This window comes from Brevibacillus sp. DP1.3A (assembly GCF_013284245.2).
Taxonomy (GTDB): Bacteria; Bacillota; Bacilli; order Brevibacillales; family Brevibacillaceae; genus Brevibacillus.
In genome coordinates this window covers 2,791,360-2,817,580 of the sequence record NZ_CP085876.1, presented here as the reverse complement: position 1 = coordinate 2,817,580, position 26,221 = coordinate 2,791,360, and the positions used below count along the sequence as shown (strand labels likewise).

The following is a 26,221-nucleotide window of genomic DNA, read 5'->3' as shown; positions in this document are numbered from 1 at the left end:
TGTTATACTTCCTTCACACCTTGATTTACGGTCCTGATTTGAAGAATGCCGTTTGTGGCATCTAACTCTATTGTCCGACCGCAGTTTCCCCCTGTATCTTCTGCCACGATCTTTATATGAGCATCCTTCAATGCAAGTTTGCATGCCTCTACATTCCGAGGCCCAATCCGCATGGTGTCATTATTCCCTAAAAATGCGAACATTTGTGCACCGCCAGCCAATTTCGCAACTGTGTGTCTGGTCTCCGCGCCAGCCTTCACCATCAACTGAATCAGATGGGGGATTGCTGTATCCGCATACTTGCCTATCGTTAGCTCCCCGCTTTTAGCCAAAGACGATTCTGGAAGCATAACATGTGCCATCCCTGCAATTTTATGGATATGATCGTAGAGCACTACCCCTACGCAAGAACCTAAACCGGTAGTTCGGAGCTTACTCGGCGGCTTTGCCACACCAAGATCAGCCATCCCTATCTTAATAATCTCCATCGAACGGAACCCCTAATGAACGAAATAGTATTGGGAGCGATTCAGGATCAGGAATTAAGAAAAAGTTCCCTTTTACTTGATCATTGCCTTCGAAAAAAGCGGTGTCAATCGTGAGGGCAAAGTCACCCGCTTGACCCAACGCTATTAATCCATAACTTAGAATAGCTCCAGCCATATCCACAGCGAGTGCAGGTACGGACGGCTGCAAATTTAATTGAGTAAAATCAGCCAACGATGATAGATAAGAACCTGTTAAGATGTTGCCAATCTCATGCAGCGCTGAGATCTCCAGCTCTTCCCACTCGTATACATCTTTATTAATTCCTGTAATTTGTTCGAGCAGGTGCTTGGCAGAATCCAAATCAAGGATGAAAAACATGTTCCCTGGACAATCGCCTTCAACCCGGAGGAAGACGGTCACTACTACAGTTTCCGCTCCTCCTACAAAATCTGCAACTTCGTCGAAGGAGATAATCTTGACTTGTGGAACTTTCATATCGATTTCTTTTTGTATGAGCTTGGAGAGAGCCGTGGCAGCGTGACCAGCACCGATATTCCCGATTTCCCGTAAAACGTCAAATTGGAAATCCCCAAACTTCGTAAAATCGCCCATTTTACTTACCCCTCAATTGCGTCCAACTGCTTGATTTCCTCAGTGCTCAATACTTTATCGAGGTTTAAGAGGATTAACAGTCGTTTATCCAGCTTAGCGACGCCTCGCAAATAAGCAGCTTCCACTCCTCCAACAACCTCTGGAGGCGGTTCAATCGCATCAACTGGTATATCGATAACATCGTTAGCAGCATCTACAATGAGACCCACTTCCAACTCACCTACGGCCACGATAATGATTCGAGTTGCTTCGGAATAGACGCTTTCTTCGAGACTAAAGCGATTGCGCAGGTCAATAATCGGTGTCACAACGCCACGCAGATTAATAACCCCTTTGACGAAACTAGGCGTTCGCGGAACTCTTGTGATGTGCTCCAGCTTTTCAATGGATTTGACCTGATGAACCTCTACGCCATACTCTTCGTCCTTCAATCGAAAGACAATCACTTTCACTTCGCTAATGACTTCTTTTTGATCGAGCATGTGGCTGCCCCTCCTTCTACTTAATCAGCGAGTTACAATCTATGATGAGCGCGACCTGACCGTCTCCCAGAATCGTTGCACCTGAAATGGCAAATACATTAACCAGATATTTGCCGAGAGATTTTAGAACAATCTCTTGTTGGCCGATGAACGAATCGACGACAAGGCCTGCCATTTTCTCACCTTTACGTACGATGACGACTGCCACTTCATCTTCCATCGTTTCCCCATTATCAGGCACTTGGAAAATGTCCTGTAGCGAAACGAGCGGAACTACACGTCCCCGGAAGTCGATCACTTTTTGGCGGTGAGCCATCATGATTTGATCTTTTTTAAATACAGCCGTCTCAATGATGGAGCTAAGTGGGACAGCGTACTTCTCATCTTTCACTTGTACCAGCATCGCGGAAATGATAGAGAGCGTAAGTGGTAATTGAATGAGGAAAGTCGTGCCCTGGCCGCGCACAGAATCTACGCCGACACTACCGCCCAACGATTCAATTTTGGACTTAACAACATCCAGTCCAACACCACGACCGGAAATATCAGAAACAACTTCCGCTGTACTAAAGCCTGCTGCAAAAAGCAACTCGTGGATTTGCTTGTCGCTCATGCTATCTGCAGTAGCAGGATTGACAATGCCTCTCTCAAGCGCTTTTTTGAGAACTTTATCTTTATTGATTCCAGCACCATCATCTTTTACTTCAATAAATACATGGTTCCCACTGTGGAAAGCGCGGAGCTCGATTTTTCCTTCCTCTGGCTTACCCGCCTTTTTCCGATCTGCTGGAGACTCAATTCCGTGGTCAAGCGAGTTACGCAGCAAGTGATTGAGTGGGTCCCCGATTTCGTCGATGACAGTACGATCCAATTCTGTCTCCGCACCGATAATCTCCAGATTCACTTTTTTATTCAGATCTTTTTGCAGATCGCGAATCATACGTGGGAAACGATTGAATACTTGCTCTACCGGAACCATACGCATGGTCAAAATGATGTTTTGCAAATCGCCACTAATCCGGCTCATGTGCTCCACGGTTTCCTGCAGTTCATTCTTTCCGATCTCGCGTGCCAACTGCTCCAAACGACCGCGATCAATGACTAATTCGCTAAACAGATTCATCAAGATATCCAAGCGTTCGATATCCACACGAATTGTTTTTCCACCAGCCGTCGCCTTCTTCACAGGTGCCTGAGGAGCTTCTGCTGCTCCTTTTTCAGCTGGCGCTGGTGTCTGTTGCACTACGGGAGCAGGTGGAGCTTCACTCTTCAATTGAATGGTCTCGATTGTCACATCTTGGATTTCCGAAATGTTAAGAATCGTAGTACGAACTTTTTCAATCGATTGCTCCGTCACATAGGCGATTTCAAACGATTGTTCAAATCGCTCGTTCTCGATATCTTCAACAGCTGGCTTCGTTTTGATCACTTCACCCATGGATTCCAATTGATCAAAAACCATGTAAGAGCGAGCAGCCTTGAGCAAGCAGTTTTCATTCAATGTCACTTTGATCCACAAAACGTTGTTTCCGAGCTCCTGAGACTGCTTCAAGACCATCATTGCATAATCATCCAGCTCATGATCTTCAGCAGGCGTGCTTTCCTCTTGCGGTGCTTCCACTGCCATCGTAGCAGCTGCTACTTCCTGCTCGGCTGAAAAGTCTCCAGCTACAATCGCCCGCAGCTTCTTTACAATACCGGATACATCCGCTGAACCGTCTCCACCTTCTGTGATATCGATGACCATGCCTTCAATCAAATCTACGCTCTGAAAAATAGCGTCCATGATATCACTGGTAATCGTTAACTTCTGATTGCGGATCAGGTCAAGTACATTTTCCGCTTCGTGAGTCAGACTCGCCATGTCTTCAAAGCCCATGGTCGCCGACATCCCCTTCAATGTATGAGCGGAACGAAAAATCTCTTTGACGTGGCCAATATTACCCGGATCACTTTCCAAGAGTAACAAGTTGGCGTTGATTGCCTGTAGGTGTTCCTTTGACTCCTCAATAAACATGTCCAAATACTGATTCATATCCATAGGTGATCCACCTCCCAAAAATCAGTGCAAGAGCTTGCACAACAGCTCTGGAATCTTTTCTAATGGGGCCACGTTGTCTGCCAAGCCTGCTTGAATCGCTGCTCGTGGCATTCCGTATACGACACAACTCGACTCATCTTCGATAATACTTGTGACACGGTCAAGCTCCTTCATGCGTTTTAGCCCTTTAGTCCCATCATTTCCCATGCCTGTCATGATGATTGCCCATTTGTCTACATTTGTCAATTGACTGACTGATTCAAACAGGATATCGACAGACGGTCTGTGACCGCCTCGTGGCTCCTCTTGATGTAAATAGGCCTGCAGTCTCCCATTTACTTGACGAACTTCGAAATGGAAGCCGCCTGGAGCTATGTAAGCTGTACCATTTTCCAAATACTCGCCATCGACAACCTCGGTTACTCGAATTTGGCATAACGAGTCTAGCCGATTTGCTAACGATTTTGTGAAACCTGCTGGCATATGTTGAACGATGGCAATTGGTGCCGGAAAATTTGCCGGAATTGCAGTCAGTACACTCTGCAATGCTTTAGGACCACCCGTGGAAGTACCTAAAGCCACCAGTCTTGCCTTTCCACCCACTTGTGACCGCATCACGGCAGGCGGGCTCGGTATTTTCGTACGGATTACTGGAGAGGCCGGTGCAGCTTTTGATTCGGAAGATACCGGTTTGACTACGCGAGAGATCTGCTTTTTCAAACGTACTTTCGATGCTGCCGCAGCCTTCACGCGCTCGATAAGACGATCGCCCACTTTGTGGATGTCGAGAGAAATTGGACCAGAAGGCTTCGTTACAAAGTCAAACGCGCCTAGTTCCAACGCATGAATCGTAGCTTCGGCCCCTTCTTTTGTCAGGCTGCTCAACATGACGATCGGAACCGGGCACTCATTCATCAGCTTTTCCAGAGCATCCAAACCGTTCATAACCGGCATTTCAATGTCGAGTGTGAGAACATCCGGCGCCAGTGCTTTACATTTTTCAATACATTCGAGTCCATTCTTGGCTCGATCAATCACTTCAATCTCAGGATCCGTTGATAAAATGTCCGAAATCACTTTACGCATGAATGCAGAATCGTCCGTGACGAGAACGCGGATTTTGCTCATTCGAATGTCGCTCCCTTCCTACTTTTATGTCTCATCGTATGAAGTGCCTCAACTTCGCAAGAAACCCTTTGAGACCACTAACAGAAGCATCTGAAGTAACTGGACCATCCAAATACCGTTCTACCAGATTTCGTATGCTTCTCGCGGCTTGCGATTGTGGATATGTAAGTAGAAAAGGACGCTGCAGTTTAACAGCTTTTGAAACATAAGAATCATCCGAAACATATCCAAGCGACTGAATATCCATATTCAAAAAACGTTTGGAAACCATCGCAAGCTTGTCCGCCGTCATTTTCCCTTCTCTCTCCGACGACACTCTGTTTATCACCAATCGAATGGAGACAGCGGGATTACGTGCGTGTAGCATCTTAATGACTGCATATGCATCCGTTATCGCTGGTGGTTCGGGGGTGGTAACGAGGATGACCTCGTCAGAGGAGAGCATGAATCGCATAGATTCTTTTGAAAAACCTGCTCCCGTATCAAAAATGATTGTGTCGGCATAGCCTTGCAATGGGTCCAGATGCGAGAATAAGCGATCTAGCTTCTCATCATCTAACTGCATAATCTGCGTAAATCCAGAACCACCCGCGATGAATTCTAAGCCTCCTGGCCCATGCTCGATAATGTCCCAAACAGTCGTATCTGGCTCTAACAAATGAAACAGATGCTTTTTTGGAGTAATTCCCATTAATACATCCAGATTTGCCAGACCCAGATCCAAGTCAAACAAAACCGCCTTATGACCCTTCTCAATCAAACCAAGCCCAAAATTCAAGCTGAAATTGGACTTGCCGACACCACCTTTTCCACTCGTCACTGTCACCAGTCTAGTTGGTCGTGTCTTCTTGTTTTGTAGCATCCGCTCACGGAGTTGCTCTGCTTGGTCACGCATCTGTTTACTCTCCCATAATCATCGTTGAAACCAGCTCGGGTGTAGCTACAACGATATCATCTGGTACATTTTGACCTGTGGTTACATAGGAGAGCTGTAGATTCATCTCCTGACAAACATTCAACATTGTGCCAAAGCTGTTCGTCTCATCCGCTTTTGTAAAAATGACTTGCTTCACTTGAACTTCCGCAAAATTTTGGACGATCGCTTTCATATCGTTGAATTTGGAGCTCAAGCTAAGTACTAGGTAGTTCACGCTGTCTTTTCCATGCTCCAACAATTCACGAATGCCTTCCACATATTCATCGTTGCGAAAATTTCGTCCAGCCGTATCGACAAAAATGAGGTCACAATCACTTAAGCGTTCCATCGCTGCCGCCATTTCTTTCGGTGAAAAGACAACTTCCAGCGGGACATTCAAAATGTTTGCGTACGTCTTCAATTGTTCTACAGCTGCCATTCGATACGTATCAGCCGTGATAAAGCCAATTTTTCGTTTTTCCCTCAACATGCTGTTCGCCGCAAGCTTCGCAATGGTCGTTGTTTTTCCAACCCCTGTCGGACCGAAAAAGAAAGCGTACCGTACGTTCTTGCCCAGCTTTGGCGAAGATGCTGTATATGGCTCGATCATCGAAGTGATAATCGTTCGGCATGCCACAAACGCTTCCTCCTCCGTCCACTTTTCACCCGGTTGCGGCATTTCCATTACTTTTCGAATGATTTCTGCTGTTAGCTCTTCAGTCAGTTCTTGCTTCAATAACTTTGCACGAATAGACTGTATCGCCGGAGGAAGTTGTTCACTTAAGTCATGCACCAACAGCTTTTGAAACATTTGACGCATATCTCGCATTTCAGTGGCAATCGCGTCATGATTACTTGCGGGTAAAGCTCTTTCTTTGGATGTCGTGACAGGAGCATGCTGCTCAGTTGGCTCTCCTTGCTTTTGCACAACTCTCGTATCTGAGATCTCTTCTTTTGGAGGCGTCGCAACCGCGGTTTGTGTCATCGCGGCCACGACCTGCTCCCTACCTGTTGATTCAACTTGTTGATTCTCTGATGTTTTTGTCACAGTCGGTCTTCGATACGCTTGAGCAGCCGTGTACGTACCCGTCTGCGATTTGGGCAAAACGTTGTTGGTTCGATGTTCAGCTGCTACTGTGGGATTATCTCGCTCGGATGCCTTTTCATCGACAGCAGCGATTACTTCGATTCGTTGTTGGCCAAACATCCCGAACAATCCACCTGTTTTGATCGGCTTGGAATTAAGAATCACTGCATCCATTCCTAAGTCCGTCCTGATTTTTTCCATTGCTTCTGGCATCGAATCGACAATGTAACGTTTTACCCTCACGAAATGTTCACCATCCCTACGCTTTGCACTTCAACATGTGGTTCGAGCTCGCTGTACGACAAAACGGGAACGTCTGGCATCATGCGATCTACTAATTGACGCAAGTACATTCGGACCGCTGGTGATGAAAGAATGATCGGCTGTTGACCCGAGTTGATCATTTTGCTCACTTCAGTCGACATGTTTTGGAATATTCGCTGAGACGTTTCCGGATCCATCGCCAGATAGCTTCCTTGCTCAGACTGTTCCACACGTTCAGAGATTGCTTTTTCCAATCCTGCTCCAGCTGTAAGCACATGAAGTGGTTGCCCTGGCTCCGTAAATTGGAGTGTGATCTGTCTCGCCATCGCCTGTCTCACATATTCCGTGAGTACATCTGGATCTTTTGTATACAAGGCTTGATCCGCAAGTGCTTCAAGGATGACGTGGAGATTTCGAACAGACACTTTTTCACGCAACAGCTTTTGCAATACTTTTTGTACGTCCCCAATGGCGAGCAGACTTGGAATCAGCTCGTCTACGAGAACTGGTGCTGTCTCCCTTACATTGTCGATCAGGGCCCTTGTTTCTTGGCGACCTAACAATTCGTGGGCATGTCGCTTGATAACCTCTGTCAGGTGTGTAGCCACAACAGAAGGCGGATCGACAACTGTATAGCCAGACAGCTCAGCAATCTCCTTATTCTCTTCTGTTACCCATAATGCAGGCAATCCAAACGCAGGTTCTACGGTTTCTATCCCAACAATGGAATCATCTTCGATCCCCGGGCTCATTGCCAGATAGTGATCCAGCATGATTTCCCCTTTTGCGACCTGGTTGCCTTTTATTTTGATCATGTATTCATTCGGTCGAAGCTGGATGTTGTCACGTATACGAATGACCGGTACAACGATCCCCATCTCGAGTGCGATTTGTCTTCGAATCATGATGACCCGATCTAACAGATCTCCTCCCTGCTTCACATCAGCAAGTGGGATTAAGCCATAACCGAACTCGAATTCGATCGGATCGACCTGTAACAGGTTCACGACGCTTTCTGGACTGCGTACTTCTTCCAATTGCTGCTCTTCCACCTGGTCTGCGGATTCTTGGATTTGCATCTTTTGGTTCTTTTCCATTTTCCAAGCAGCAAATCCCATTATCCCGCATACCGGAAGTACTGGAAGAATTCCAATCGGTGTAAAGAGCCCCAGCAATAACATGCATCCGGCTACGATATAGAGAAGACGCGGAAAGCTGAACATTTGCTTGACGATATCTTCTCCAAGACCTTCACCAGAAGTAGAACGCGTTACAATAATACCTGCTGCGGTCGAGATTAAGAGCGCTGGAATCTGGCTCACCAGTGCGTCACCGACAGACATAGTAGTGAATCGAGAGGCAGACTCGGCAAAGCTCATATCGTGAATGAGCATCCCGATGATAAAACCACCGATAATATTTACGATAAAAATGATAATACCCGCGATGGCGTCCCCTTTTACGAATTTGCTGGCACCATCCATTGCTCCATAAAAGTCAGCTTCGTTCTCAATCTTTTTTCTTCGGACACGTGCGTCTGCTTCTGTGATCATTCCTGCATTCAGATCGGCGTCGATACTCATCTGTTTACCAGGCATCGCATCGAGCGTAAAACGTGCTGCTACCTCAGCGACACGCTCAGAACCTTTGGTGATTACAATAAACTGAATGATGATCAAGATCAGAAACACGACGAAACCGACGACTTGATTACCACCGACTACAAAGCTACCGAACGTTTCAATAACTTTACCGCCTTCACCGTGCGATAAAATATTTCTCGTCGTCGACACGTTCAAGGCTAGTCGAAAAAGTGTTGTAATAAGCAAAACCGTCGGAAAGATCGAGAATTCCAAAGTTTCTTTTGTATACATCGACACAAGCAAGATGGTCAATGCAAGGGAGATATTCAAAATCAACAGCAAATCAAGTAGCGCTGAAGGAAGTGGGATTACCATCATGACAACAATGCTTATGACAAAAAGGATCGTACCAACTTCTTTAAATTTGAATCCCACTGGTTATCCTCCTTCCATTTATTTCACTTTCCCTTGCAGCTTGTAGACGTACGCGAGAACTTCCGCGACCGCTTTAAACATCTCTTCGGGAATTTGTTGCCCAACTTCAACTTGACTATAGAGAGCCCGGGCCAAGGGCTTGTTTTCCATGGTAACGATACGATGCTTTTTCGCAACTTCCCTTATTTTTAATGCTAGATAATCTTGCCCTTTGGCGATTACCGTCGGTGCACTCATCGCACTTGCGTCATAGCGAACGGCAACGGCAAAGTGAGTCGGGTTCGTAATAATGACATCCGCTTTGGGAAGCTCCTGCATCATACGGCGAATGGCCATACTTCTTTGCCGTTCACGAATCTTCCCTTTAATGAGCGGATCACCTTCCGCTTGCTTATACTCGTCCTTGAGATCCTGCTTGGACATCCGCAGATTCTTTTCATGCTCATAACGCTGATAGGCGTAGTCCAGAATCGCGAGAATGAAAAGCAATAACCCGAGATAGATTCCCAGCTTTGTCACCTCTTCGGCAGTAAACGATAGGACTGCTCCGATAGACATTAAGGAAAGCTGTACAACTTGTTCCTTTGCATTCCACAAAATGACGTACGCGACATATATGCCTGCGCTTATTTTTAATAATGATTTCAGTAGCTCTACGAGCGAGCGTAAGGAAAAAATTCGTTTTGCCCCTTTAATCGGATCGATCTTTTCCAGTTTCATTTGAAGGGGTTCTGTACTAATTTGCCAGCCTACCTGCATGTAGTTCACCGCAAATGCGACAAGAAAACTCAAGCCTAGGATAGGTCCTACAATTTTTATCGCTTCAAATACGAGTTGCATCACGATGACTTTTAAATTTTCTTCATTTATTTGCCACGTGGTGTATGTAATCAATGACTCACGCATCAAATCTTGAAATGTGCCTAGCATGGTTGAGCCAAGCATCATTAACAGAAAGAAAAATGCTGTCAAAGATAGGGCTGGGGAAAGATCCTGACTTTTCGCGACTTGCCCTTTTTTTCGTGCGTCTTGCTTTTTCTTGGGCGTAGCTTTTTCTGTCTTTTCCCCATTAAAAAATTGAAGATCTACTTGATAAGAAAGCCTCAATTGATTCATGGTGATCCTCCGAGCGAATTCATCATTTCTGCAAGTGCCCGGAACATGTTCCCAAACAATCCGTTCAGGGTCAGCAAGAACGCAGGCATCACCACGATAAGCAGTAAAAAGCCGGCAAGCAGTTTAATGGGCAAACCCACCACAAAGATATTAAACTGCGGGACAGATTTGGCGATAATACCAAGAGAGAGATCAACCAGAAACAATGCAACGACGATAGGTGCCGCAATCATAAACGCACTCGTAAACATCGTTTGAAATGTTTTTATTGCTGTCATCATGACGTTTTCGCTTCCGAAAGCCGCCCACATGATATCCACCGGTATAACCTGGTAACTGCTTATCACACCTCGTATCAGCATATGATGCCCGTCAATACTGAAAAAGTACAGGACAGCGAGAATGTTTTTGAAGTTACCTGTCACCGGGATATATGTACCCGTTTTAGGGTCAATCACGTTTGCCATTGCGAGACCCATCTGCATGTCCATCAGTCCACCGGCAACCTGAATGGCGATAAACATCATTTCACATATGTAACCAAGAATGACACCAACAAGCGCTTCCTTCATGACATACAGAATAAATGTCAAATCCATCGGAATCTCGCCTTGTACCGGCAAGGATTGAAAACTGATGACGGCAATGATAAACGCGAGACCGATTTTAAACTGATTCGGTACACCACGAATGGAAAAGAACGGAGCCGTTACAAAAAAGGCACTCATTCGGACAAAAACAAGCAAGAATACGGGCAGATACATCAGAAAAAGATTCATATGCTACCCAACAAAACGATGAAGGTTACCGAAGATCCCCATCGTAAAATCAAGCAGTACCCGAAGCATCCATGGACCAGCAGCCAAGATCACGACAAATACGGCCACGATCTTTGGAATGAAAGCGAGTGTCTGCTCCTGAATTTGTGTCGTTGCCTGAAAGACACTGACCATCAAACCGACCAGTAAGGCGACCCCAAGTGCGGGTGCCGAAATCAGCAGGATGGTATAAACAGAGCTTTGGGCAATCTGCATAAGTAATTCTTGTGTCATGCTCTACCCCCTGAGGCATTCGGAATGTCGCTAAAAACTGGTCAAAAGTGATTTCACAATGAGATACCAACCGTCCACCATGATGAATAATAAAATCTTAAACGGCAATGAAATCATAACCGGTGGTAACATCATCATCCCCATCCCCATCAAAATACTGGAGACGATCATATCAATTACAAGAAATGGAATGAATATCATAAAGCCGATCTGAAAAGCCGTCTTCAATTCACTAATGGCAAAAGCAGGTACCAGCGCATTCAAAGGAATATCTTGGATCGATTTTGGTCGTTCGGCTTTTGTGTATTCCAGAAAAAGTGCTAAATCTTTTTCACGCGTCTGCTTTGCCATAAATTCCTTAAAGGGGATGACCGCTGCGTCCAATGCCTGCTGTTGCGATAGCTTTCCTTGCATAAATGGCTGCACGGCTGTTTCGTTTACTTGTCCGAGTGTCGGAGCCATAATGAAAAATGTCATAAACAACGCAAGGGCAATCAATACCTGGTTCGGTGGCATTTGTTGAGTTGCCAACGCATTTCGAACAAAAGACAACACAATGATAATTCGCGCAAAACTGGTCATTAAAAGCAAAATCGCTGGAGCCACAGATAGTACTGTCAAAATCAGTAACAGCTGAATGGCCGTCGATGTCTCCTGCGGTGTTCCTGTTCCGCCGCCTATTTTCAAATCAATACTCGGAACAAGCGGTGTACCCGCTGGCGCCGCCATGACCATATCAGGTACGGATAGTAACACGGCAACAAGCATCAGCACCTGCAAAAAATACTTCATTTTTGGTCCCCTCTGTCCTGAGCTTGCTCTTTCTTCCAATGTTCTGTTTGGTTTGGACGATTTTTCAAGTCGTTCCATTGACCCTGCAACAGATCTTGAAAGCTTTTGCCCTCCATATCAGAAGAAAACAAGATTTCTTCTTCTGCCTGCTTTTTCTTACCGAACGGGAGCCATTCTAGCGAGAATGGGCTTTTTATCGGTTTGATCTCTGCGTCAGCCAAGATCAAATCTACCTCTTCGCCCGGTTCGATCCTACGAAGCAATTGAACGTTTTCTCCCACTCCCACGATGTACAATGACTCGCCGATCATAACAACCTGAAGTGTTTTGCCACTGCCTAGTGCAGTAGCGCTAATCACTTTAATCGGTCCATGACTTTGAGCCCCTTGACGTCGACCAAGAAAACGGAGCAATAAAAAGATCAATACTGCAATAAAGCCAAGTGAAAAGATGACTTGAACTAGATACCCGATCATACTTCCTGTTCCGCTGCCCGGAATGGCCGCCGGCTGTTCACTGCCGGCGGACGCATTGCTAGTTGGCACTTTTCCCTGGTTGTACACATCCGCTACTGAACCTTCCGCAAAAACGGTACTAGGCAGGGAGGAGACGAAAAGCAACAGGATCAGACTGAAGGCTAAAATGAGTCTTGCCCCTGCATTCCGGATCATCATCATTAGCTCATTGTCTTTTTGATCGCTTCCAGAACGCGATCCGCCTGGAATGGTTTTACGATGAAGTCTTTTGCGCCCGCCTGGATCGCATCGATTACCATCGCTTGTTGTCCCATCGCGGAGCACATGATCACACGCGCGTTAGGATCCAACTTTTTAATTTCTTTCAATGCAGAAATTCCATCCATCTCTGGCATGGTAATATCCATGGTTACGAGATCAGGTCCCAATTCTTTGTACTTTTCAACTGCTTGTGCACCGTCACTTGCTTCCCCTACGACGCTGTACCCGTTTTTCGAAAGAATTTCCTTGATCATCATACGCATGAATGCTGCATCGTCTACGATTAAAACTTTGTTAGACATGAATAGCTCCTCCCTAATACTTCCCTCTTGATTGTATTATTGTAATTTTTGAACACGATCTATCTGACTGATGATGTCTGTAACACGAACCCCAAAGTTCTCATCAATGACGACAACCTCGCCCTTGGCAATTAATTTGTTGTTCACCAAAATGTCTACATGCTCACCTGCCAGCTTGTCCAACTGTATAATCGATCCAGCGGACAAGTCAAGAATTTCTCTAATAAGCTTTTTCGTACGACCTAACTCAACTGTTACTTGCAATGGAATATCGTGAAGCAAGTTTAAGTTCTGTATGTCTCCTGTATACATAGGAGCACCTCCAAGTGGAGCAAATTGTGCTGATACTACATTCGCCTGACTAGCTGCAGGACCTCCGAAATGCTGTGGTGTTGGCGGAGCCATTGGCGGCTGCTGATACATTCCTGGGTATGGAGCGTAGCCAGGTGGCATCATTGGTTGTCCATACGCGTCAGGATACATCGGCGGCTGTCCTGGGTAGCCCATCGGCTGTGCGTAACCCGGCGGTTGCTGATACATCGGCTGTTGCTGTTGTGGCGGCGCCACAGGCGGTACGTGGCTCTGTGGTTGCTCTTGCGCACTCGATTGGATAGAAGGAGCCGACAGACTCATAGCAGGCAGAGAAGGCATCTCTATCTCATCTATGAGGGCCGCCGCTGCTGCTTCATCCCCTGTACCTCCAACCAGTCTATCAATCATCTTTTTCGCAAAGGAAAGCGGGAGAAGTTGCATAATATTTGAATCGATAAGTTCGCCTTGTTCTCCTACCTTTAAGCGGAAAGATACTTTCACCAGAGGACTGTCATCATCAGAGAAGCTGTCTCCACCCTTGCCTTGCGCCAGATCCATTACATCAATGCCTGGTGGCGTAATATTAATGAACTGGTTGAAAATCGTCGACATGGACGTAGCAGCGGAACCCATCATCTGATTCATCGCTTCCTGAACCGCGCTGATATGAAGCTCAGACATTTCAGTGTTCGCTGGTCTGCCGTCTCCGCCCATCATCAGATCCGCGATAACTGCAGCATCTTCCATGCGAATGACTAGCAGGTTAATTCCTTTGAAACCATCTGTATATTCCACGTGGACGGCCACGTGAGGAATCGGAAATTCGCTTTCCAATTCATCGACATTGACTACGGAAACAGTAGGGGTTGTAATATCTACTTTTTGACTTAACAAAGTAGATAACGCAGTAGCAGCGCTCCCAAAGGAGATATTACCAATTTCTCCGAGTGCATCCTGTTCAAACGGGGACAGAAATTCAGCAACATCCTGGGTCACTGCCGACACAGCTTCCTCTTCGTCCTCAACCAAGTTGTTCGCACGTAACAGCGCGTCAATCTCGTCTTGAGAAAGCATATCTCTACTCATTTTGTTCCTCCCCCTCCTCTATGACTTCATCAATCTGTACGGCGACTCTTCCTTTATGTGTTCCTGGTTGACCCAAGAACTTTAAGTGGTCGCCCACTTTAATTTTCAACTTGTTGTCGATCGATTGATCTAATTGAATCACATCGCCTTTTTGTAGCTGTAGGAAATCTCCTACTGTAATCGTAGCGGTTCCCATTTCAGCAACAATCGGCAATTTTGCTACTTTTACTCGCTCTTCTACACGCAGGCGCTCTTCTTCATCCCGCGTTTTCTTTTGTTTGGAGAACCAGTATTGTCCAGACAGCTTTGTCATGATTGGCTCCAGTACCACGTGAGGCAAACAGAGATTGATCATTCCTGTTGTATCGCCGATTTTGGTACTAAAGGAGATTACCACGACAATCTCGTTAGGTGAGACGATCTGCATGAACTGTGGATTCATTTCCAAACCTTCCTGGTACGGATCTAGCTCAATGATTTGCTTCCATGCCTCGTGGAAAGTATCCAGCGCTTTGCCGAATACGCGTTCCATCACCGTTGTTTCAATTTCCGTAAGGGCGCCCATCTTTTCCGGAATCGCCCCCTGTCCTCCCAGAAGTCGATCCAGCATGGTATAGGCGATGTTTGGATTTACTTCCAAAACCATTCTTCCTTCCAGCGGAGGAGCTTCAAAGATGTTCAAGATGGTCATCTTGGGAATAGAACGTATAAATTCGTCATACGGCAATTGATCGACGGAGGCAACCGTAATTTGCACGAAGGTACGGAGCTGAGCTGAAAAATACGTGGTCAACAGCCTCGCGTAGTTTTCATGGATTCGCGTTAAACCACGGATCTGATCTTTTGAGAACCGCAGGGCGCGTTTGAAATCATATACTTTGACTTTACGCTCAGTTTCTTCCTTTTTCAGCTCGTTGGCATCCATTTCGCCCGAAGATAGGGCGGCCAACAGCGCATCAATCTCACTCTGTGAGAGAACCTCGGCCATATGTCGTCACCTCCTTGCTATGTATACCATAATCGCTTCCTATGACAAGACGCGTTTGGTTGTCACTACTTGAACAATCTTACCTTCTTGCATCAGGGAGCTGATTTCATTCATAATTTTTGCTTCCAGCTTGTTCACACCTTCAGTTCCTTTTATGTCTTCTGGTGTCAACCCCGCCAATGTTTTAATAATCACCTGATTGACTTGCGGCAAACGCTGCTCCAACTCTGTTTTTGCATCAGCACTGTCCGCCGTAATGCTAAAGCGTACAATCATGTAATTATTCGTTAGCAAGTTCGTAGTAATTTCGCCAGTGTCAACGGAGAACTCTTTCATTTCCTCTGCCGTGAGCGGCTTCACTTCTTGCTCTTCCGTCGTGGCTGTTTGCGCAGCCGGAGAGAGATACGTTTGCCAGAGAACAAACGAGATCACTCCCAGTAGCGATATCGCGATGATAATGATTAGAGCCATGTTAAACAATCGATTTTGAAACATCGCTAATGCCTCCCGCTATTCATTTGAATCACCCGGCATTTTCGGTACAGATGTTGCCGGAGGAACATTATGATAAAAAGCCTGAACACGTTCAGCGATGGATTCCACCGAATCCTTCACGATGTACTTTCTGTCGTTGAACAGCGTGATTACACTATCCGGAGTTGCTTCAACAGTTTCAATGTGAGTGATGTTCAGATAAAAAGTAGATCCGTTAAACCGCGTTAACTTAATCATTGGCTGCTCCTTTCCGGATCAAGCTGGGGAAGGTTTAGAACACTTCCCCGGCTTTTCCGTTAAACGAAATTATCGTTTCAGGTTCACCAGTTCTTCTAGCACTGTGTCAGATGTCGTGATGATCCGAGAGTTTGCTTGGAAACCGCGTTGTGCCACGATCATTTCTGTAAATTCTTCAGAAAGGTCAACGTTGGACATTTCCAGTTGCCCTGCAATGATGCTTACTTTTGCATCTACTGGCGTCACTGGTGTCAACGGGTCACCACCATTCGCTCCAGCGTTTACTGTGTTTTCGTAAAGATTGTTCCCAATCTTCTTCAAGCCACCTGGGTTATTGAAGGTCATTACCCCAATGGTATTCGCAGAGTCTAAAGCACCTGTATCATCCACCGTTGTGATGACTCCGTCTTTTCCAATGGAGTAAGAAACAATCCCATCATCTTGGTTGATCTGAATTACACCTGGATCAGAGTTCATGAGCTTCATCCCTTGGGAGTTCACCAGGTATCCATCTGCATCACGTGTGAAGTTACCTGCACGCGTATAGTAGATTGTTTGTCCTTCATCCGGGCTTACCATAAAGAATCCATCGCCCTCAATAGAAAGGTCTGTTGGCAGGTTGGTTGTCATCGGGCTACCAGCAGAGAAGACGGTATCAATGGATGCGATGGAAGCTCCTAGTCCAATCTGAGTTGGGTTAGTTCCGCCCTTCGCACCAGCTGTAGGAGCCCCAGCCCCTTGAACATTTTGGCTCAAAATATCTTGGAACATCACGCGGCCCTTTTTGAAACCAACGGTGTTTACGTTCGCGATATTATTACCAATAACGTCCAACTTCGTTTGAAAACCACGCAAGCCTGAAATACCTGAATACATAGATCGAAGCATACTAATTTCCTCCTTTACCTTCTCATCTACAGCGGCTACCTCTGTCAGTCGGTAGCCGAATGGGCTTCCTCAAAAGGAGGTCCAGCCCAGTAAACAGCCACCTATACGAAAATGGCACTGTCAATGTTAGTAAATACGTTGTCCTTCATGCTGCCATCGTCTACGGCGGTAATAATTTTCCGATTTACGATGCTCACGACGTAGGCCACATTATCCATCATAACGAGAGACTCTCTGGCGCCTTTGGCGGCTGCTTTTTGCACAGCGGATTCCAAACGCTCCATCTGCTGTCTTTCTAGCGTAATGCCCCGCTCCTGCAAGCGATTGACGGCATGCTGGCTAAAGCTAAGTGGCTCTGACTTGGTTGCAGCGCCAATCGATTCCGTCAAATACTGTTGAAATAACGTGTTGTTTCCCGGAGCAGTTTGGGTAGTAGCTTTTGCGACGTGATTCGTTTTCGGAGGAAAATAGGGTTGCCCCACACGAAAATGGTTCATGGCGCTTCCTCCTTATATCCAATCCTAGACGATGTCGTCAATGCCGCGAGCCGTGTCCCGCAATCGATTCCATAGCACTTCTGTTGATTCATTGCTGTCTACTAGGGCATCGAGAGCAAATTCTTGCTCGTCATTATCCTGCTGTTGTCGATTCTCTTGTTGCTGTCGTGCTTGTTCACGCTGCTGTTGGAAGTTAAAAGCTGTATCCTGCTGCTGGTTTACCTCCAAGCGATCAACCTGCAAGCCTTGTTGGGTCAAAGCAGCTCGAAGCTGCGGAAGCTGATTGTCCAGCATTTCCTTTCCAGCCTGTGTTTCAGCATGGAACTGTGCTGTAATCACTCCATTTTGGGAAGTAATTGTTACATCTACTTGGCCCAAAGATTGCGGATTCAGAATCAGCTTTGCCTCATGGACGCCATTGTGTTGCGTCAACTGCATCTTGGACACGAAAAGCTGTGTAACTTGCTGTGTCAGTTGATTGGCGTTCACATGATGTGTTGGAACCGAGTGTTGCTGAAAGGTCTGTACAGATTGTGTCTGCGTATTAGACGAAGCAATAATCGGTGTCTGACCATTTCCATTCAACATGCCCTCTTCTGCATTGCCCTCTTGATTCAAAAGGCCGCTTTGAAGGGTAGACTGTACTGTTTGGGACTGGATCCCTGCCTCTTGCTTGTAAGCCGAGAGACCTTGATTCAACCGCAGTGGAGAAATCGACTTAAACGTGTCCTGTTGCGTTGTGTTCACGTTTACCATCACATCGGATCGCAAGTTCAGTCCACTTCGTTTTGACTCCTCAGCATTTCCTTTTTGATTCTTCAGGGATTCGAGAAGAGCTGCCAGCTTGTCTAGTTCGTTTTGGGTTGCTTCCCCTTTTTTCAGGTTAGCTAGAATCTGCTTTAAATCCTCACTCACTTGACCAGCATTTCCTTGGGCTTTACCCAAGAGTTGTTCAATTGCAGTTGCAAATTTTTCTTGGGCGTCAGGCGGCAATTCGTCTTGCGTAGTTTGACCAGAGCCAAGCAGTTGGGCAAATAATGCCATGAGCTCAGCTAATGCTAGCATTTCCTCTTCACTTAAACCCTCTGGCGCCACCATAGTCTCTTCTGCGTTCCCCACCTGATCCAACACCTGCATCAATTGCATGGAAAACATTTGACCTAGACCAGTTCCTCCTGCATTTACGGCAGGGGTTGCTGTAACAGATCCTGCTGATCCTACTGCAGGGGTCAAATTGGCCACATTCATCTCGTTCACCTCCTCCTTTTGATATTTGTTGCTTATAGGAACGAAAACAGATGATTGCTCATTCTATTTTCGAAGCAACTCTTCTGTAACGCGAGCCGCCATATTATCTGGTTCTTTCTGCTTTTTGTCGTCATTGGCGATCGCTGAGAGAGTTTGTGCCCGTTTATCCACAGGCAAATCTTTCATTAAGGCAATAGCTTGACCCTTGTTTGTATCCATGAGTGAACGAATGATGGCAGCAGCATCCGCTGGAGGCAATTGAGCGAACGTCTTTTTTAGATCCTCTGCATCAGAACCATCACGCGTATCGCTTAATGCCCTTGTCAGCACATCAACACGTTGTTGCAAGGCCGCAATGTCATCATCTTTGTTCACTACTGAATCTTTTAACAAGATCGAAATATCAGCAGCTTTCTTCGGTTCCATCTTGGCCAAAATGTCTGCCTGTTGTGCAGGCTTCATTTTTGTCATGACGGCAACTGACTCTTGCAGTTTTAGGTTTTCAATGATGGCCGCCGCATTCTTTGGAGACATGGTTGTATACACTTTAGCCAAGCCTGCAAACTGCTTCTGACGTTCTTCCTCAGTCGCTCGCTTGTCTTCCATTGCCTTGTTTATGTCATCCAGTTGTTTTTCCAGCGCCACAATGGTGGCGTCTTTCTTTGCTGACTCTTCTTTTAAAGTGGAAATCTGCTGCTGATTTTTTGCATGATCTTGCTGTAAGGTTGCCACTTGTTTGTCCATGTCAGGTTGTTCTTCTGAGTTGCGAGTTGCCGCATATTCGTCCGGGACTAATTTTTCCACGTACGGTATGGAGTTAGCCCAGTGGAGAACAGTCCCTAACACATTTACTCCGAGCAAGCTCAGGAGCACACCGCCAAGGAGGCTGGCAAACAGTGCAGGAATGACAATCATATAAAAGAACCATTCCCACCTGCCGTATTCCCGTTCTTCTTGGATTTCTTCCATTTGGAACCTCCCTCAGTAGCTTCGGCGAAGATAGAGTTGCGTACCGATCTCATCCAACTCTTTTTGCTCTCTTTGCTTCTGGTCGTCCAGAAATTGATGGAGCGACTTTTCCCGAAGGCGTTGCCATAGTTGGGACTCTTTCATACGTTCCGTCAATCGTGACTGACAGCGTTCCACATCCTGTACACAACCATGCAAAGTACGTTGCTGATGCTGAATGGATCTCGCAACCGATTGCTGATATTGCGTAATGGTAATGAGCTGTGCAGCACTGCATGTCTGCATCTGTACTTCCTGGAGCTTCACCGTCATCTCGTCATGATGATCGGTTAGTTGAGAAAGCTTCCACTCTTCTTCGTTTTTACGCTGGATCGACTTTCCGAAAGCCCACTCTGCTTGTTCTTTTTCTTTTTCCTTTAAATCAAGAACCTTTTGGAGATGAAACTGAAACACACGCACGTTAGTTCACTCCTCCGAAATGAGCTGTCAACGCTTGGATAGTGCCCTGCAAAGTAGATGGCTCATGCGTTCCTTGTGCCGTAAAACCAGAAATGATATCACGATAGCGAATGGCTGCATCGATTTCCCGATTGCTCCCAGGCTTGTACGCCCCAATATTTATGAGGTCCTCCGCTTCACGAAACGTAGCCAAATGCTTTTTCAGCTGACGAGCAGCATCCAAGTGGTTACTATCGACGATTTCATTCATGACACGACTCACACTCGCCATCACATCAATGGCAGGAAAGTGACCTTTGTGAGCGATTTTTCGGTCAAGAACGATGTGACCGTCCAAAATCCCCCGCGCCGCATCCGCAATCGGATCGTTCATGTCGTCAGAATCAACCAATACGGTATAAAAGGCCGTAATACTTCCCTTATCCGCTGTTCCTGCGCGCTCCATCAGCTTTGGCAGCATCGCAAACACTGATGGCGTATAACCACGTGTAGCCGGCGGTTCTCCGATGGCCAAGCCCACTTCACGTTGTGCCATGGCAAAACGCGTGACGGAATCCATCATGAGCATGACATTCATTCCACGATCGCGGAAATATTCCGCTATGGATGTCGCAATCATTGCTCCCTTGATTCGAATCATGGCAGGTTGATCGGAAGTAGCTACGACAACAACAGACCGCTTTAGTCCTTCTTCCCCAAGATCACGCTCGATAAACTCCATGACTTCACGGCCGCGTTCTCCAATAAGACCAATGACATTGATATCTGCCGTAGTATTTCGGGCGATCATTCCCATCAACGTACTTTTTCCTACCCCTGATCCAGCGAAGATGCCGACCCGCTGACCTTTCCCAATGGTAAGCAGACCATCTATCGCTCTCACACCTACACTCAATGGTTCTTGAATGCGCGGTCGAAGGATCGGATTTGGCGGCATATTGTTGGTAGGATAAGACGTCAACCCAAATGGCAGTGAGCCTTGATAGGGTCGGCCCAATCCATCGAGGATCGAACCCAATATTTCTGGTCCAACTTTTACATCTAACGAACGTCCTGTCGCGACCACATCGCAACCTGGACCAATTTCGGTCAATTCGCCTAATGGCATTAACAGCACTTTGTTTTCTCGAAAGCCAACTACTTCTGCGATGATCGGTTCCTTTGTGTTAGCCGGATATAGATGGCATATCTCACCTAATCTCACTTCTGGCCCTTGCGACTCAATGGTGAGCCCAACAACCTGTGTCACTTTGCCATTCACGCGCATCGGATCTAATCCATGCAGCATGTGCTTGTACTTCGAGAGATCTAGGATGCTCATGGAGCCTCACTTCCTCTGGCAATCGTAAGCAGCGCCTGCTTAATCTCCTCCATTTGTGTATCAATGCGGGCATCGACACTTCCCAAAGCAGTACGGATGACACATCCACCATCTTGTACTGTATAGTCAGGGTAAATGGAGAGCTCTGCTTGTCCATCTAACAATTCCAGAAAACCAGCACGATGTTCGAGCACATAATCAAAGTAATTATGGTTGACGCACACCGTAATCTCGCCATGAACACGGGAGCGGCGGAGTGCCTTTTTCGTCATTTCCAGGACCTGCTCGGGATGCTGTTGCAATTCCTGTCCAATGATTTTTTTTGCGATTTCCATGCTGAGTTCCACTAGAAAAGGCTCCGCCTCAGCTATAATCTGTTTTTTTTCGGCAAACGCCTGTTCCAGAATGGTTTTTGCTTGGCTGAGTGTAGCTGTTTGCGCCTCGTACACCTCACGTTTACCCGCTTCGAAACCTGCCTCTTGCCCTTCCGTCATAGCCTGCTCTTGTACTTGTTGAAACAGTTGCGCAGCTTCCTGACGCTTTTGTCCCCACCATTCTTCCATCTGAGCAAGCGTCTCTTGTCTTAATTGCTCTGCTTGCTCCGCAGCTTGCTGCAGGATGTTTTGCGCGGTCTCTTCTGCATCTGAGATGATCGTTTTCGCTTCAATCTCAGCTTGATTTAAAATTTCTTGATTTTCTTGCAACCTTTCAGCAACTTCTTCCGTCTTAAGTGGTACAGGCGTTACCGAGAGGAGAAAAGATTCCTCAGAAGGCCGATAATTGGCGCTTTTGATGATCCTAGACAATGATATCATCTCCTCCACCGCGGGCGATGATGATCTCACCAGCCTCCTCTAAGCGACGGATAATTGCAACGATACGAGATTGTGCCTCTTCTACGTCGCGAAGGCGAACTGGGCCCATAAACTCCATTTCTTCTTTGAAGGTATCCGCCATCCGTTTGGACATGTTTCGGAAAATAACTTCCCGAACTTCTTCGCTGGATACTTTGAGAGAAAGTTGCAGATCGGCATTTTCCACATCGCGGATAACGCGCTGAATCGAACGGTTGTCGAGTGTAGCAATATCCTCGAAAACGAACATACGCTTCTTGATTTCTTCTGCCAGCTCTGGATCTTGAATTTCGAGGGAATCCAGAATCGTGCGTTCGGTTCCACGATCGACACCGTTGAGTACAGCCACGATTGCCTCGATCCCGCCTGCCTGGGTGTAATCTTGGGTAACAGTGGCAGAGAGCTTTTGCTCCAATACCTGTTCAACTTGAGCGATTACTTCCGGTGAAGTACTGTCCATAGTCGCAATACGTTTCGCAACCTCTGCTTGACGTTCTTGCGGAAGAGCGGACAGGATCATGGCTGCTTGTTGAGCTTCCAGATAAGAAAGCACCAAAGCTATCGTCTGCGGATGCTCATTTTGGATAAAGTTAAGGATTTGACCTGGGTCAGCCTTTCTAGCAAAGTCAAACGGTCGAACTTGAAGGTTTGCCGTCAGGCGATTGATAATATCCATCGCTTTGGTCTCACCCAAAGCTTTTTGCAAAATTTCTTTGGCGTACGTAATTCCGCCTTGTGCAATTACCTCCTTGGCAACTGCTATCTGGTGAAATTCAGATAAAATTTTATCTTTTTCATCTGTATCCACTTTTCGCACATTGGCGATTTCTAATGTCAGTTGCTCGATCTCATCCTCACGCAAATGCTTGAACACCTGGGCAGAAACTTCTGGCCCGAGTGAGATGAGGAGGATAGCTGCCTTTTGTCGTCCTGACAACTCTTTAGCGCCGCGAGCCATACCATTCACTCCTTAATCTTCTGCTAACCAAGTACGAAGCAGAACAACAAACTCATCTGGTTTGCTTCGCGCCAATTTTTCAAGTTGCTTTCTGACCACTACCTGGTCTCCATCTTCTTGGTAAATCAAGTCTGGTATTTCGGCCGCGTTTAACGGTGTCAGCAAGTCTGGCAATTCCTCTTCTTCTTGTTGTTGCTTCGCTTGACTGCGTCTGCGATAAACGAGGAAGGCAACAGCAGCAAGTGCCAAGACTGCAATACCACCAACTGTCCAAAGAACAGCAGGACTTAGTGCACTGGAATCCTCAATCTCAGCTTTTCCTGAGAACTGACGAGGGAGTACAGAAATATGCTTGTCCAACTCAGCATCCGTTAAATCAGAAACCTGATCACTTAAAGTGACACGAACAACATTGCGCAACACTTGTTTGATGCTCTCGAGCGTAGCAGCATCCAACGTTGCACCATCTGGCGGTTCTACCCCAACGTTGATTGTGATGTCTTCGATCTTGTACGGGCTTGATGTAACATTTCGTGTGATGCGATTTACTTCACGGTTAATCGTATCATTCAACTCTTCGTATTGACTGTTACTTCCTTGTGGGTTAGCTCCCGGGTAGTTCGTAACTGCATTGTTATTGGTTCCTGCAATTCCCCCTGGAGGTTGACCTTGCCCAGAGAAGGCTTTTGATAATTTTTGAGAAGAAATGATAAGTCCTTCGTTATTCTCTTTGTCAGGTGCCTCGACTATGTTCTCTACGCGATTTTCTTTGTCAAAGTTCATTTTTAGGAACGTATGGACGATGACTTTATCGCGTCCCATGATTGTACCCAACAAGTTGTAAAGGTTTTGTTGAATTTTCTTTTCAACATCTGCTTTGATTGTTTCCTGTTGCTTAAAGCTACTCATTGTGCCTTCGTTTTCATTGCCTTCGGAACGTTCTAGCGGATTGGAATACTGGTCTGTAATCGCAATCGCTTCCATCGGCAATTTCGGAACGCTTCGGGAAACAAGCAGATAAAGCGAGTTAATTTGCTTTTGATCAAGCGTTGTTCCAGGTTCAACATCAACGATAACAGAAGCCGTCGCTGTATCCGGAGTCTCCGTCACCCAAACGCTTTCCTGCGGCAATGTAATCATCACTTGTGCGGAGCGTACACCTTTCACACGTTCCAGCATCTTGCGCAGCTCTTGTTGCAAAGCCTCTTTCTTCATAACATCAAATTGGCGATCTGTAACTCCAAGGGTACTGGAGAAAATTTCTGCATTAATTCCTGCTTGACTCGGAATACCTTGTGCAGCCAAATCGACAATGACATCTTGTGCCATCTTTTCTGGAACCTCGATACTTGTACCATTCCCCGTGATCCGATATGGGATTTGTGAAGCTTCCAACTCTTGCTTGATAGTCCCGATTTCTTGTTCACTCAATTTTTGGTTGTAGAGTGGTTTGTACACCGGCTGAGAAGCGATGTATATGTATAGACCAAGCGAAATCAAGAGGAAGAGCGAAATACCGAGAATCATCCATTTTTGTTTCTTGGAAAATTGGTTCCATTTTGACGTAATCTGGTCTTTGTATACTGCTAAACGTTCGTTCATGTTTCACCTCTCAAAGGATACCAACAACGATCAAATCGGCATGCGCATGATTTCTTGATAAGACTCAATCATCTTATTCCTGACCTGCATAGTCATTTGTAGCATCACGGAAGCTTTTTGACCTGCAACAGTCAATTGGTGCAAATCGGTAATTTCTCCCGCTGCAAACTTGTCGGCAAGATTCGACGATTCTACTTGCGCCTGATTCACTTTATTCATGGCATCCGATAGAAACGATGAGAATTCTTGTGAAACTTCAGCTGGGGTTGGCTTGTTCACACTCGGTGTACGAATTGGCGTTAGTTGGGAGATTGCACTCATTTCCATTCCTTACTGTCACCCGCTTTACTTGATTTCCAATGCTTTTAGCATCATCGATTTGGAAGCGTTCAATGCTGTCACGTTGGCTTCGTATGATCTTGATGCGGAGATCATGTCCACCATCTCTTTCATCGGGTCGACATTCGGCATCAAGAGATATCCGTCTTGATCTGCATCTGGATGAGATGGATCAAATACTCGCTTAAACGGAGTATTGTCTTCTTGAATCGCTGTGACCTTCACACCTTGTCCACCCTGACTTCCTGAGACCGTCCCTACGGCTGCTTGCAGGAAGTTATCAAATGTTCCATTTGTTTGAGGTGACAACTCCACCATTTTCCTCCGATATGGCTGCCAGGCGCCATCTACGAAGTTTGCTCGAGTGGTTTCCGCATTTGCAATGTTGGAAGAAATCGTATCCAATCGCAAGCGGTTAGCTGTTAAGGCAGAAGCACTTGTGTTAATCCCCTGAAACAAGCTCATCTTTATTTACCTCCACCCTCAATTACACTGCGTAGTTTCTGAAAATGTCCTGCTGTCAATTGCGTTAAACCGCTGTACCAAATTTGGTTCTTAGCCAATTCTGTTGTTTCTGATTCCAAGTCAACATCATTGCCACTGTTCTGAATGAAGTTATTCGGATTGGACACAACCTGCGGTACTGCAACGCCCCCTACATTTCCAAACGGGAGGTGTCGTTGATTGGTCCGATACGCTTCTAACTTGCCATTTCCCGCTCTTGCATTCAACTCATCTTGCAAAAAGCTCTCAAAGATGACTTGCTGACTTTTGAATTGAGGGGTGTCTATGTTGGCAAGGTTGTTTGCGATCGTTCTATGTCGCAATGTTGCAGCGTCGAGTGATCTCTCCAGGACCTGCAGATGGTAACTATCCAGCATTTTTCCTTCTCCCCCAATATGAGTCAATTACTTTCCCTAAAACCACCTATA

30 protein-coding genes are annotated in these 26,221 nt (G+C 46.2%); all 30 read right to left on the bottom strand.

Features of this window, described 5'->3' with window-relative positions:
* Positions 1-2: 2 nt before the first annotated feature.
* Entirely contained in the window at positions 3-488 is a 486-nt protein-coding gene (locus tag HP399_RS13140; RefSeq protein WP_007719270.1) for a chemotaxis protein CheD, read from the bottom strand.
* Positions 475-1,101 (bottom strand): chemotaxis protein CheC, encoded by a 627-nt coding sequence (locus HP399_RS13135; RefSeq protein ID WP_173617434.1) that lies wholly within the window; start codon positions 1,099-1,101, stop codon positions 475-477. Before HP399_RS13135 ends, HP399_RS13140 begins: the two co-directional genes overlap by 14 nt.
* Positions 1,102-1,106: 5 nt before the next feature.
* Positions 1,107-1,583: a chemotaxis protein CheW gene (locus tag HP399_RS13130; RefSeq protein ID WP_007719278.1), complete on the bottom strand. Its 477-nt coding sequence runs from the start codon at positions 1,581-1,583 to the stop codon at positions 1,107-1,109.
* A gap of 16 nt (positions 1,584-1,599) precedes the next feature.
* On the bottom strand, positions 1,600-3,624 hold the full coding sequence (locus HP399_RS13125) for a chemotaxis protein CheA (RefSeq protein ID WP_173617433.1): 2,025 nt from the start codon (positions 3,622-3,624) through the stop codon (positions 1,600-1,602).
* A 21-nt stretch (positions 3,625-3,645) separates the two neighbouring features.
* Positions 3,646-4,752 (bottom strand): protein-glutamate methylesterase/protein-glutamine glutaminase, encoded by a 1,107-nt coding sequence (locus HP399_RS13120; protein ID WP_173617432.1) that lies wholly within the window; start codon positions 4,750-4,752, stop codon positions 3,646-3,648.
* 31 nt (positions 4,753-4,783) lie between these two features.
* Positions 4,784-5,647 (bottom strand): MinD/ParA family protein, encoded by an 864-nt coding sequence (locus tag HP399_RS13115; RefSeq protein WP_173617431.1) that lies wholly within the window; start codon positions 5,645-5,647, stop codon positions 4,784-4,786.
* A gap of 4 nt (positions 5,648-5,651) precedes the next feature.
* Positions 5,652-6,998, bottom strand: coding sequence for a flagellar biosynthesis GTPase FlhF (gene flhF / locus HP399_RS13110; RefSeq protein ID WP_173617430.1), 1,347 nt, complete (start codon positions 6,996-6,998; stop codon positions 5,652-5,654).
* Positions 6,995-9,037: a flagellar biosynthesis protein FlhA gene (gene flhA, locus HP399_RS13105; protein ID WP_173617429.1), complete on the bottom strand. Its 2,043-nt coding sequence runs from the start codon at positions 9,035-9,037 to the stop codon at positions 6,995-6,997. The genes flhF and flhA overlap by 4 nt, the downstream gene beginning before the upstream one ends.
* An 18-nt stretch (positions 9,038-9,055) precedes the next feature.
* Entirely contained in the window at positions 9,056-10,153 is a 1,098-nt protein-coding gene (flhB, locus tag HP399_RS13100) for a flagellar biosynthesis protein FlhB (RefSeq protein ID WP_173617428.1), read from the bottom strand.
* Positions 10,150-10,932 carry a flagellar biosynthetic protein FliR gene (gene fliR, locus HP399_RS13095; protein ID WP_173617427.1) on the bottom strand — a complete coding sequence of 261 codons (783 nt, stop codon included), beginning with the start codon at positions 10,930-10,932 and terminating at the stop codon, positions 10,150-10,152. Before fliR ends, flhB begins: the two co-directional genes overlap by 4 nt.
* A 3-nt stretch (positions 10,933-10,935) precedes the next feature.
* Complete coding sequence (fliQ, locus tag HP399_RS13090) at positions 10,936-11,205, bottom strand: flagellar biosynthesis protein FliQ (RefSeq protein ID WP_007719290.1); 270 nt, start codon at positions 11,203-11,205, stop codon at positions 10,936-10,938.
* A gap of 30 nt (positions 11,206-11,235) precedes the next feature.
* Positions 11,236-11,997 (bottom strand): flagellar type III secretion system pore protein FliP, encoded by a 762-nt coding sequence (gene fliP, locus HP399_RS13085; RefSeq protein WP_173617426.1) that lies wholly within the window; start codon positions 11,995-11,997, stop codon positions 11,236-11,238.
* Positions 11,994-12,674 (bottom strand): flagellar biosynthetic protein FliO, encoded by a 681-nt coding sequence (locus tag HP399_RS13080; RefSeq protein ID WP_173617425.1) that lies wholly within the window; start codon positions 12,672-12,674, stop codon positions 11,994-11,996. The genes fliP and HP399_RS13080 overlap by 4 nt, the downstream gene beginning before the upstream one ends.
* Positions 12,674-13,036 (bottom strand): response regulator, encoded by a 363-nt coding sequence (locus HP399_RS13075; RefSeq protein WP_007719294.1) that lies wholly within the window; start codon positions 13,034-13,036, stop codon positions 12,674-12,676. The genes HP399_RS13080 and HP399_RS13075 overlap by 1 nt, the downstream gene beginning before the upstream one ends.
* 36 nt (positions 13,037-13,072) lie before the next feature.
* Positions 13,073-14,434: a flagellar motor switch phosphatase FliY gene (fliY, locus tag HP399_RS13070; protein WP_173617424.1), complete on the bottom strand. Its 1,362-nt coding sequence runs from the start codon at positions 14,432-14,434 to the stop codon at positions 13,073-13,075.
* Positions 14,427-15,422 carry a flagellar motor switch protein FliM gene (gene fliM / locus HP399_RS13065; RefSeq protein ID WP_016743325.1) on the bottom strand — a complete coding sequence of 332 codons (996 nt, stop codon included), beginning with the start codon at positions 15,420-15,422 and terminating at the stop codon, positions 14,427-14,429. Before fliM ends, fliY begins: the two co-directional genes overlap by 8 nt.
* Before the next feature lie 39 nt (positions 15,423-15,461).
* On the bottom strand, positions 15,462-15,917 hold the full coding sequence (locus tag HP399_RS13060) for a flagellar basal body-associated FliL family protein (RefSeq protein ID WP_007719300.1): 456 nt from the start codon (positions 15,915-15,917) through the stop codon (positions 15,462-15,464).
* Between the two features lie 15 nt (positions 15,918-15,932).
* Entirely contained in the window at positions 15,933-16,154 is a 222-nt protein-coding gene (locus HP399_RS13055) for a flagellar FlbD family protein (RefSeq protein ID WP_017249323.1), read from the bottom strand.
* 69 nt (positions 16,155-16,223) lie between these two features.
* Positions 16,224-17,042, bottom strand: a complete 819-nt coding sequence (gene flgG, locus HP399_RS13050; protein WP_173617423.1) for a flagellar basal body rod protein FlgG — start codon at positions 17,040-17,042, stop codon at positions 16,224-16,226.
* Between the two features lie 101 nt (positions 17,043-17,143).
* Entirely contained in the window at positions 17,144-17,539 is a 396-nt protein-coding gene (locus HP399_RS13045; protein WP_048033452.1) for a TIGR02530 family flagellar biosynthesis protein, read from the bottom strand.
* Between the two features lie 24 nt (positions 17,540-17,563).
* Positions 17,564-18,787 carry a flagellar hook-length control protein FliK gene (locus HP399_RS13040; RefSeq protein WP_173617422.1) on the bottom strand — a complete coding sequence of 408 codons (1,224 nt, stop codon included), beginning with the start codon at positions 18,785-18,787 and terminating at the stop codon, positions 17,564-17,566.
* Positions 18,788-18,850: 63 nt separating this feature from the next.
* Positions 18,851-19,756, bottom strand: coding sequence for a MotE family protein (locus tag HP399_RS13035; RefSeq protein WP_173617421.1), 906 nt, complete (start codon positions 19,754-19,756; stop codon positions 18,851-18,853).
* A 12-nt stretch (positions 19,757-19,768) separates the two neighbouring features.
* Complete coding sequence (fliJ, locus tag HP399_RS13030; protein WP_173617420.1) at positions 19,769-20,215, bottom strand: flagellar export protein FliJ; 447 nt, start codon at positions 20,213-20,215, stop codon at positions 19,769-19,771.
* A gap of 1 nt (position 20,216) precedes the next feature.
* Positions 20,217-21,536 carry a flagellar protein export ATPase FliI gene (gene fliI / locus HP399_RS13025; protein WP_007719319.1) on the bottom strand — a complete coding sequence of 440 codons (1,320 nt, stop codon included), beginning with the start codon at positions 21,534-21,536 and terminating at the stop codon, positions 20,217-20,219.
* A complete protein-coding gene (locus tag HP399_RS13020; RefSeq protein WP_173617419.1) occupies positions 21,533-22,351 on the bottom strand; it encodes a FliH/SctL family protein in 819 nt (272 codons plus the stop codon). The genes fliI and HP399_RS13020 overlap by 4 nt, the downstream gene beginning before the upstream one ends.
* Entirely contained in the window at positions 22,335-23,348 is a 1,014-nt protein-coding gene (gene fliG / locus HP399_RS13015) for a flagellar motor switch protein FliG (protein WP_007719331.1), read from the bottom strand. Before fliG ends, HP399_RS13020 begins: the two co-directional genes overlap by 17 nt.
* Positions 23,349-23,360: 12 nt before the next feature.
* Positions 23,361-24,950 (bottom strand): flagellar basal-body MS-ring/collar protein FliF, encoded by a 1,590-nt coding sequence (gene fliF / locus HP399_RS13010; RefSeq protein ID WP_173617418.1) that lies wholly within the window; start codon positions 24,948-24,950, stop codon positions 23,361-23,363.
* 30 nt (positions 24,951-24,980) lie between these two features.
* Positions 24,981-25,277, bottom strand: coding sequence for a flagellar hook-basal body complex protein FliE (gene fliE / locus HP399_RS13005; RefSeq protein ID WP_173617417.1), 297 nt, complete (start codon positions 25,275-25,277; stop codon positions 24,981-24,983).
* 18 nt (positions 25,278-25,295) lie between these two features.
* Positions 25,296-25,754, bottom strand: a complete 459-nt coding sequence (flgC, locus tag HP399_RS13000; RefSeq protein ID WP_173617416.1) for a flagellar basal body rod protein FlgC — start codon at positions 25,752-25,754, stop codon at positions 25,296-25,298.
* 2 nt (positions 25,755-25,756) lie between these two features.
* On the bottom strand, positions 25,757-26,170 hold the full coding sequence (flgB, locus tag HP399_RS12995; protein WP_173617415.1) for a flagellar basal body rod protein FlgB: 414 nt from the start codon (positions 26,168-26,170) through the stop codon (positions 25,757-25,759).
* Positions 26,171-26,221 lie beyond the last annotated feature (51 nt).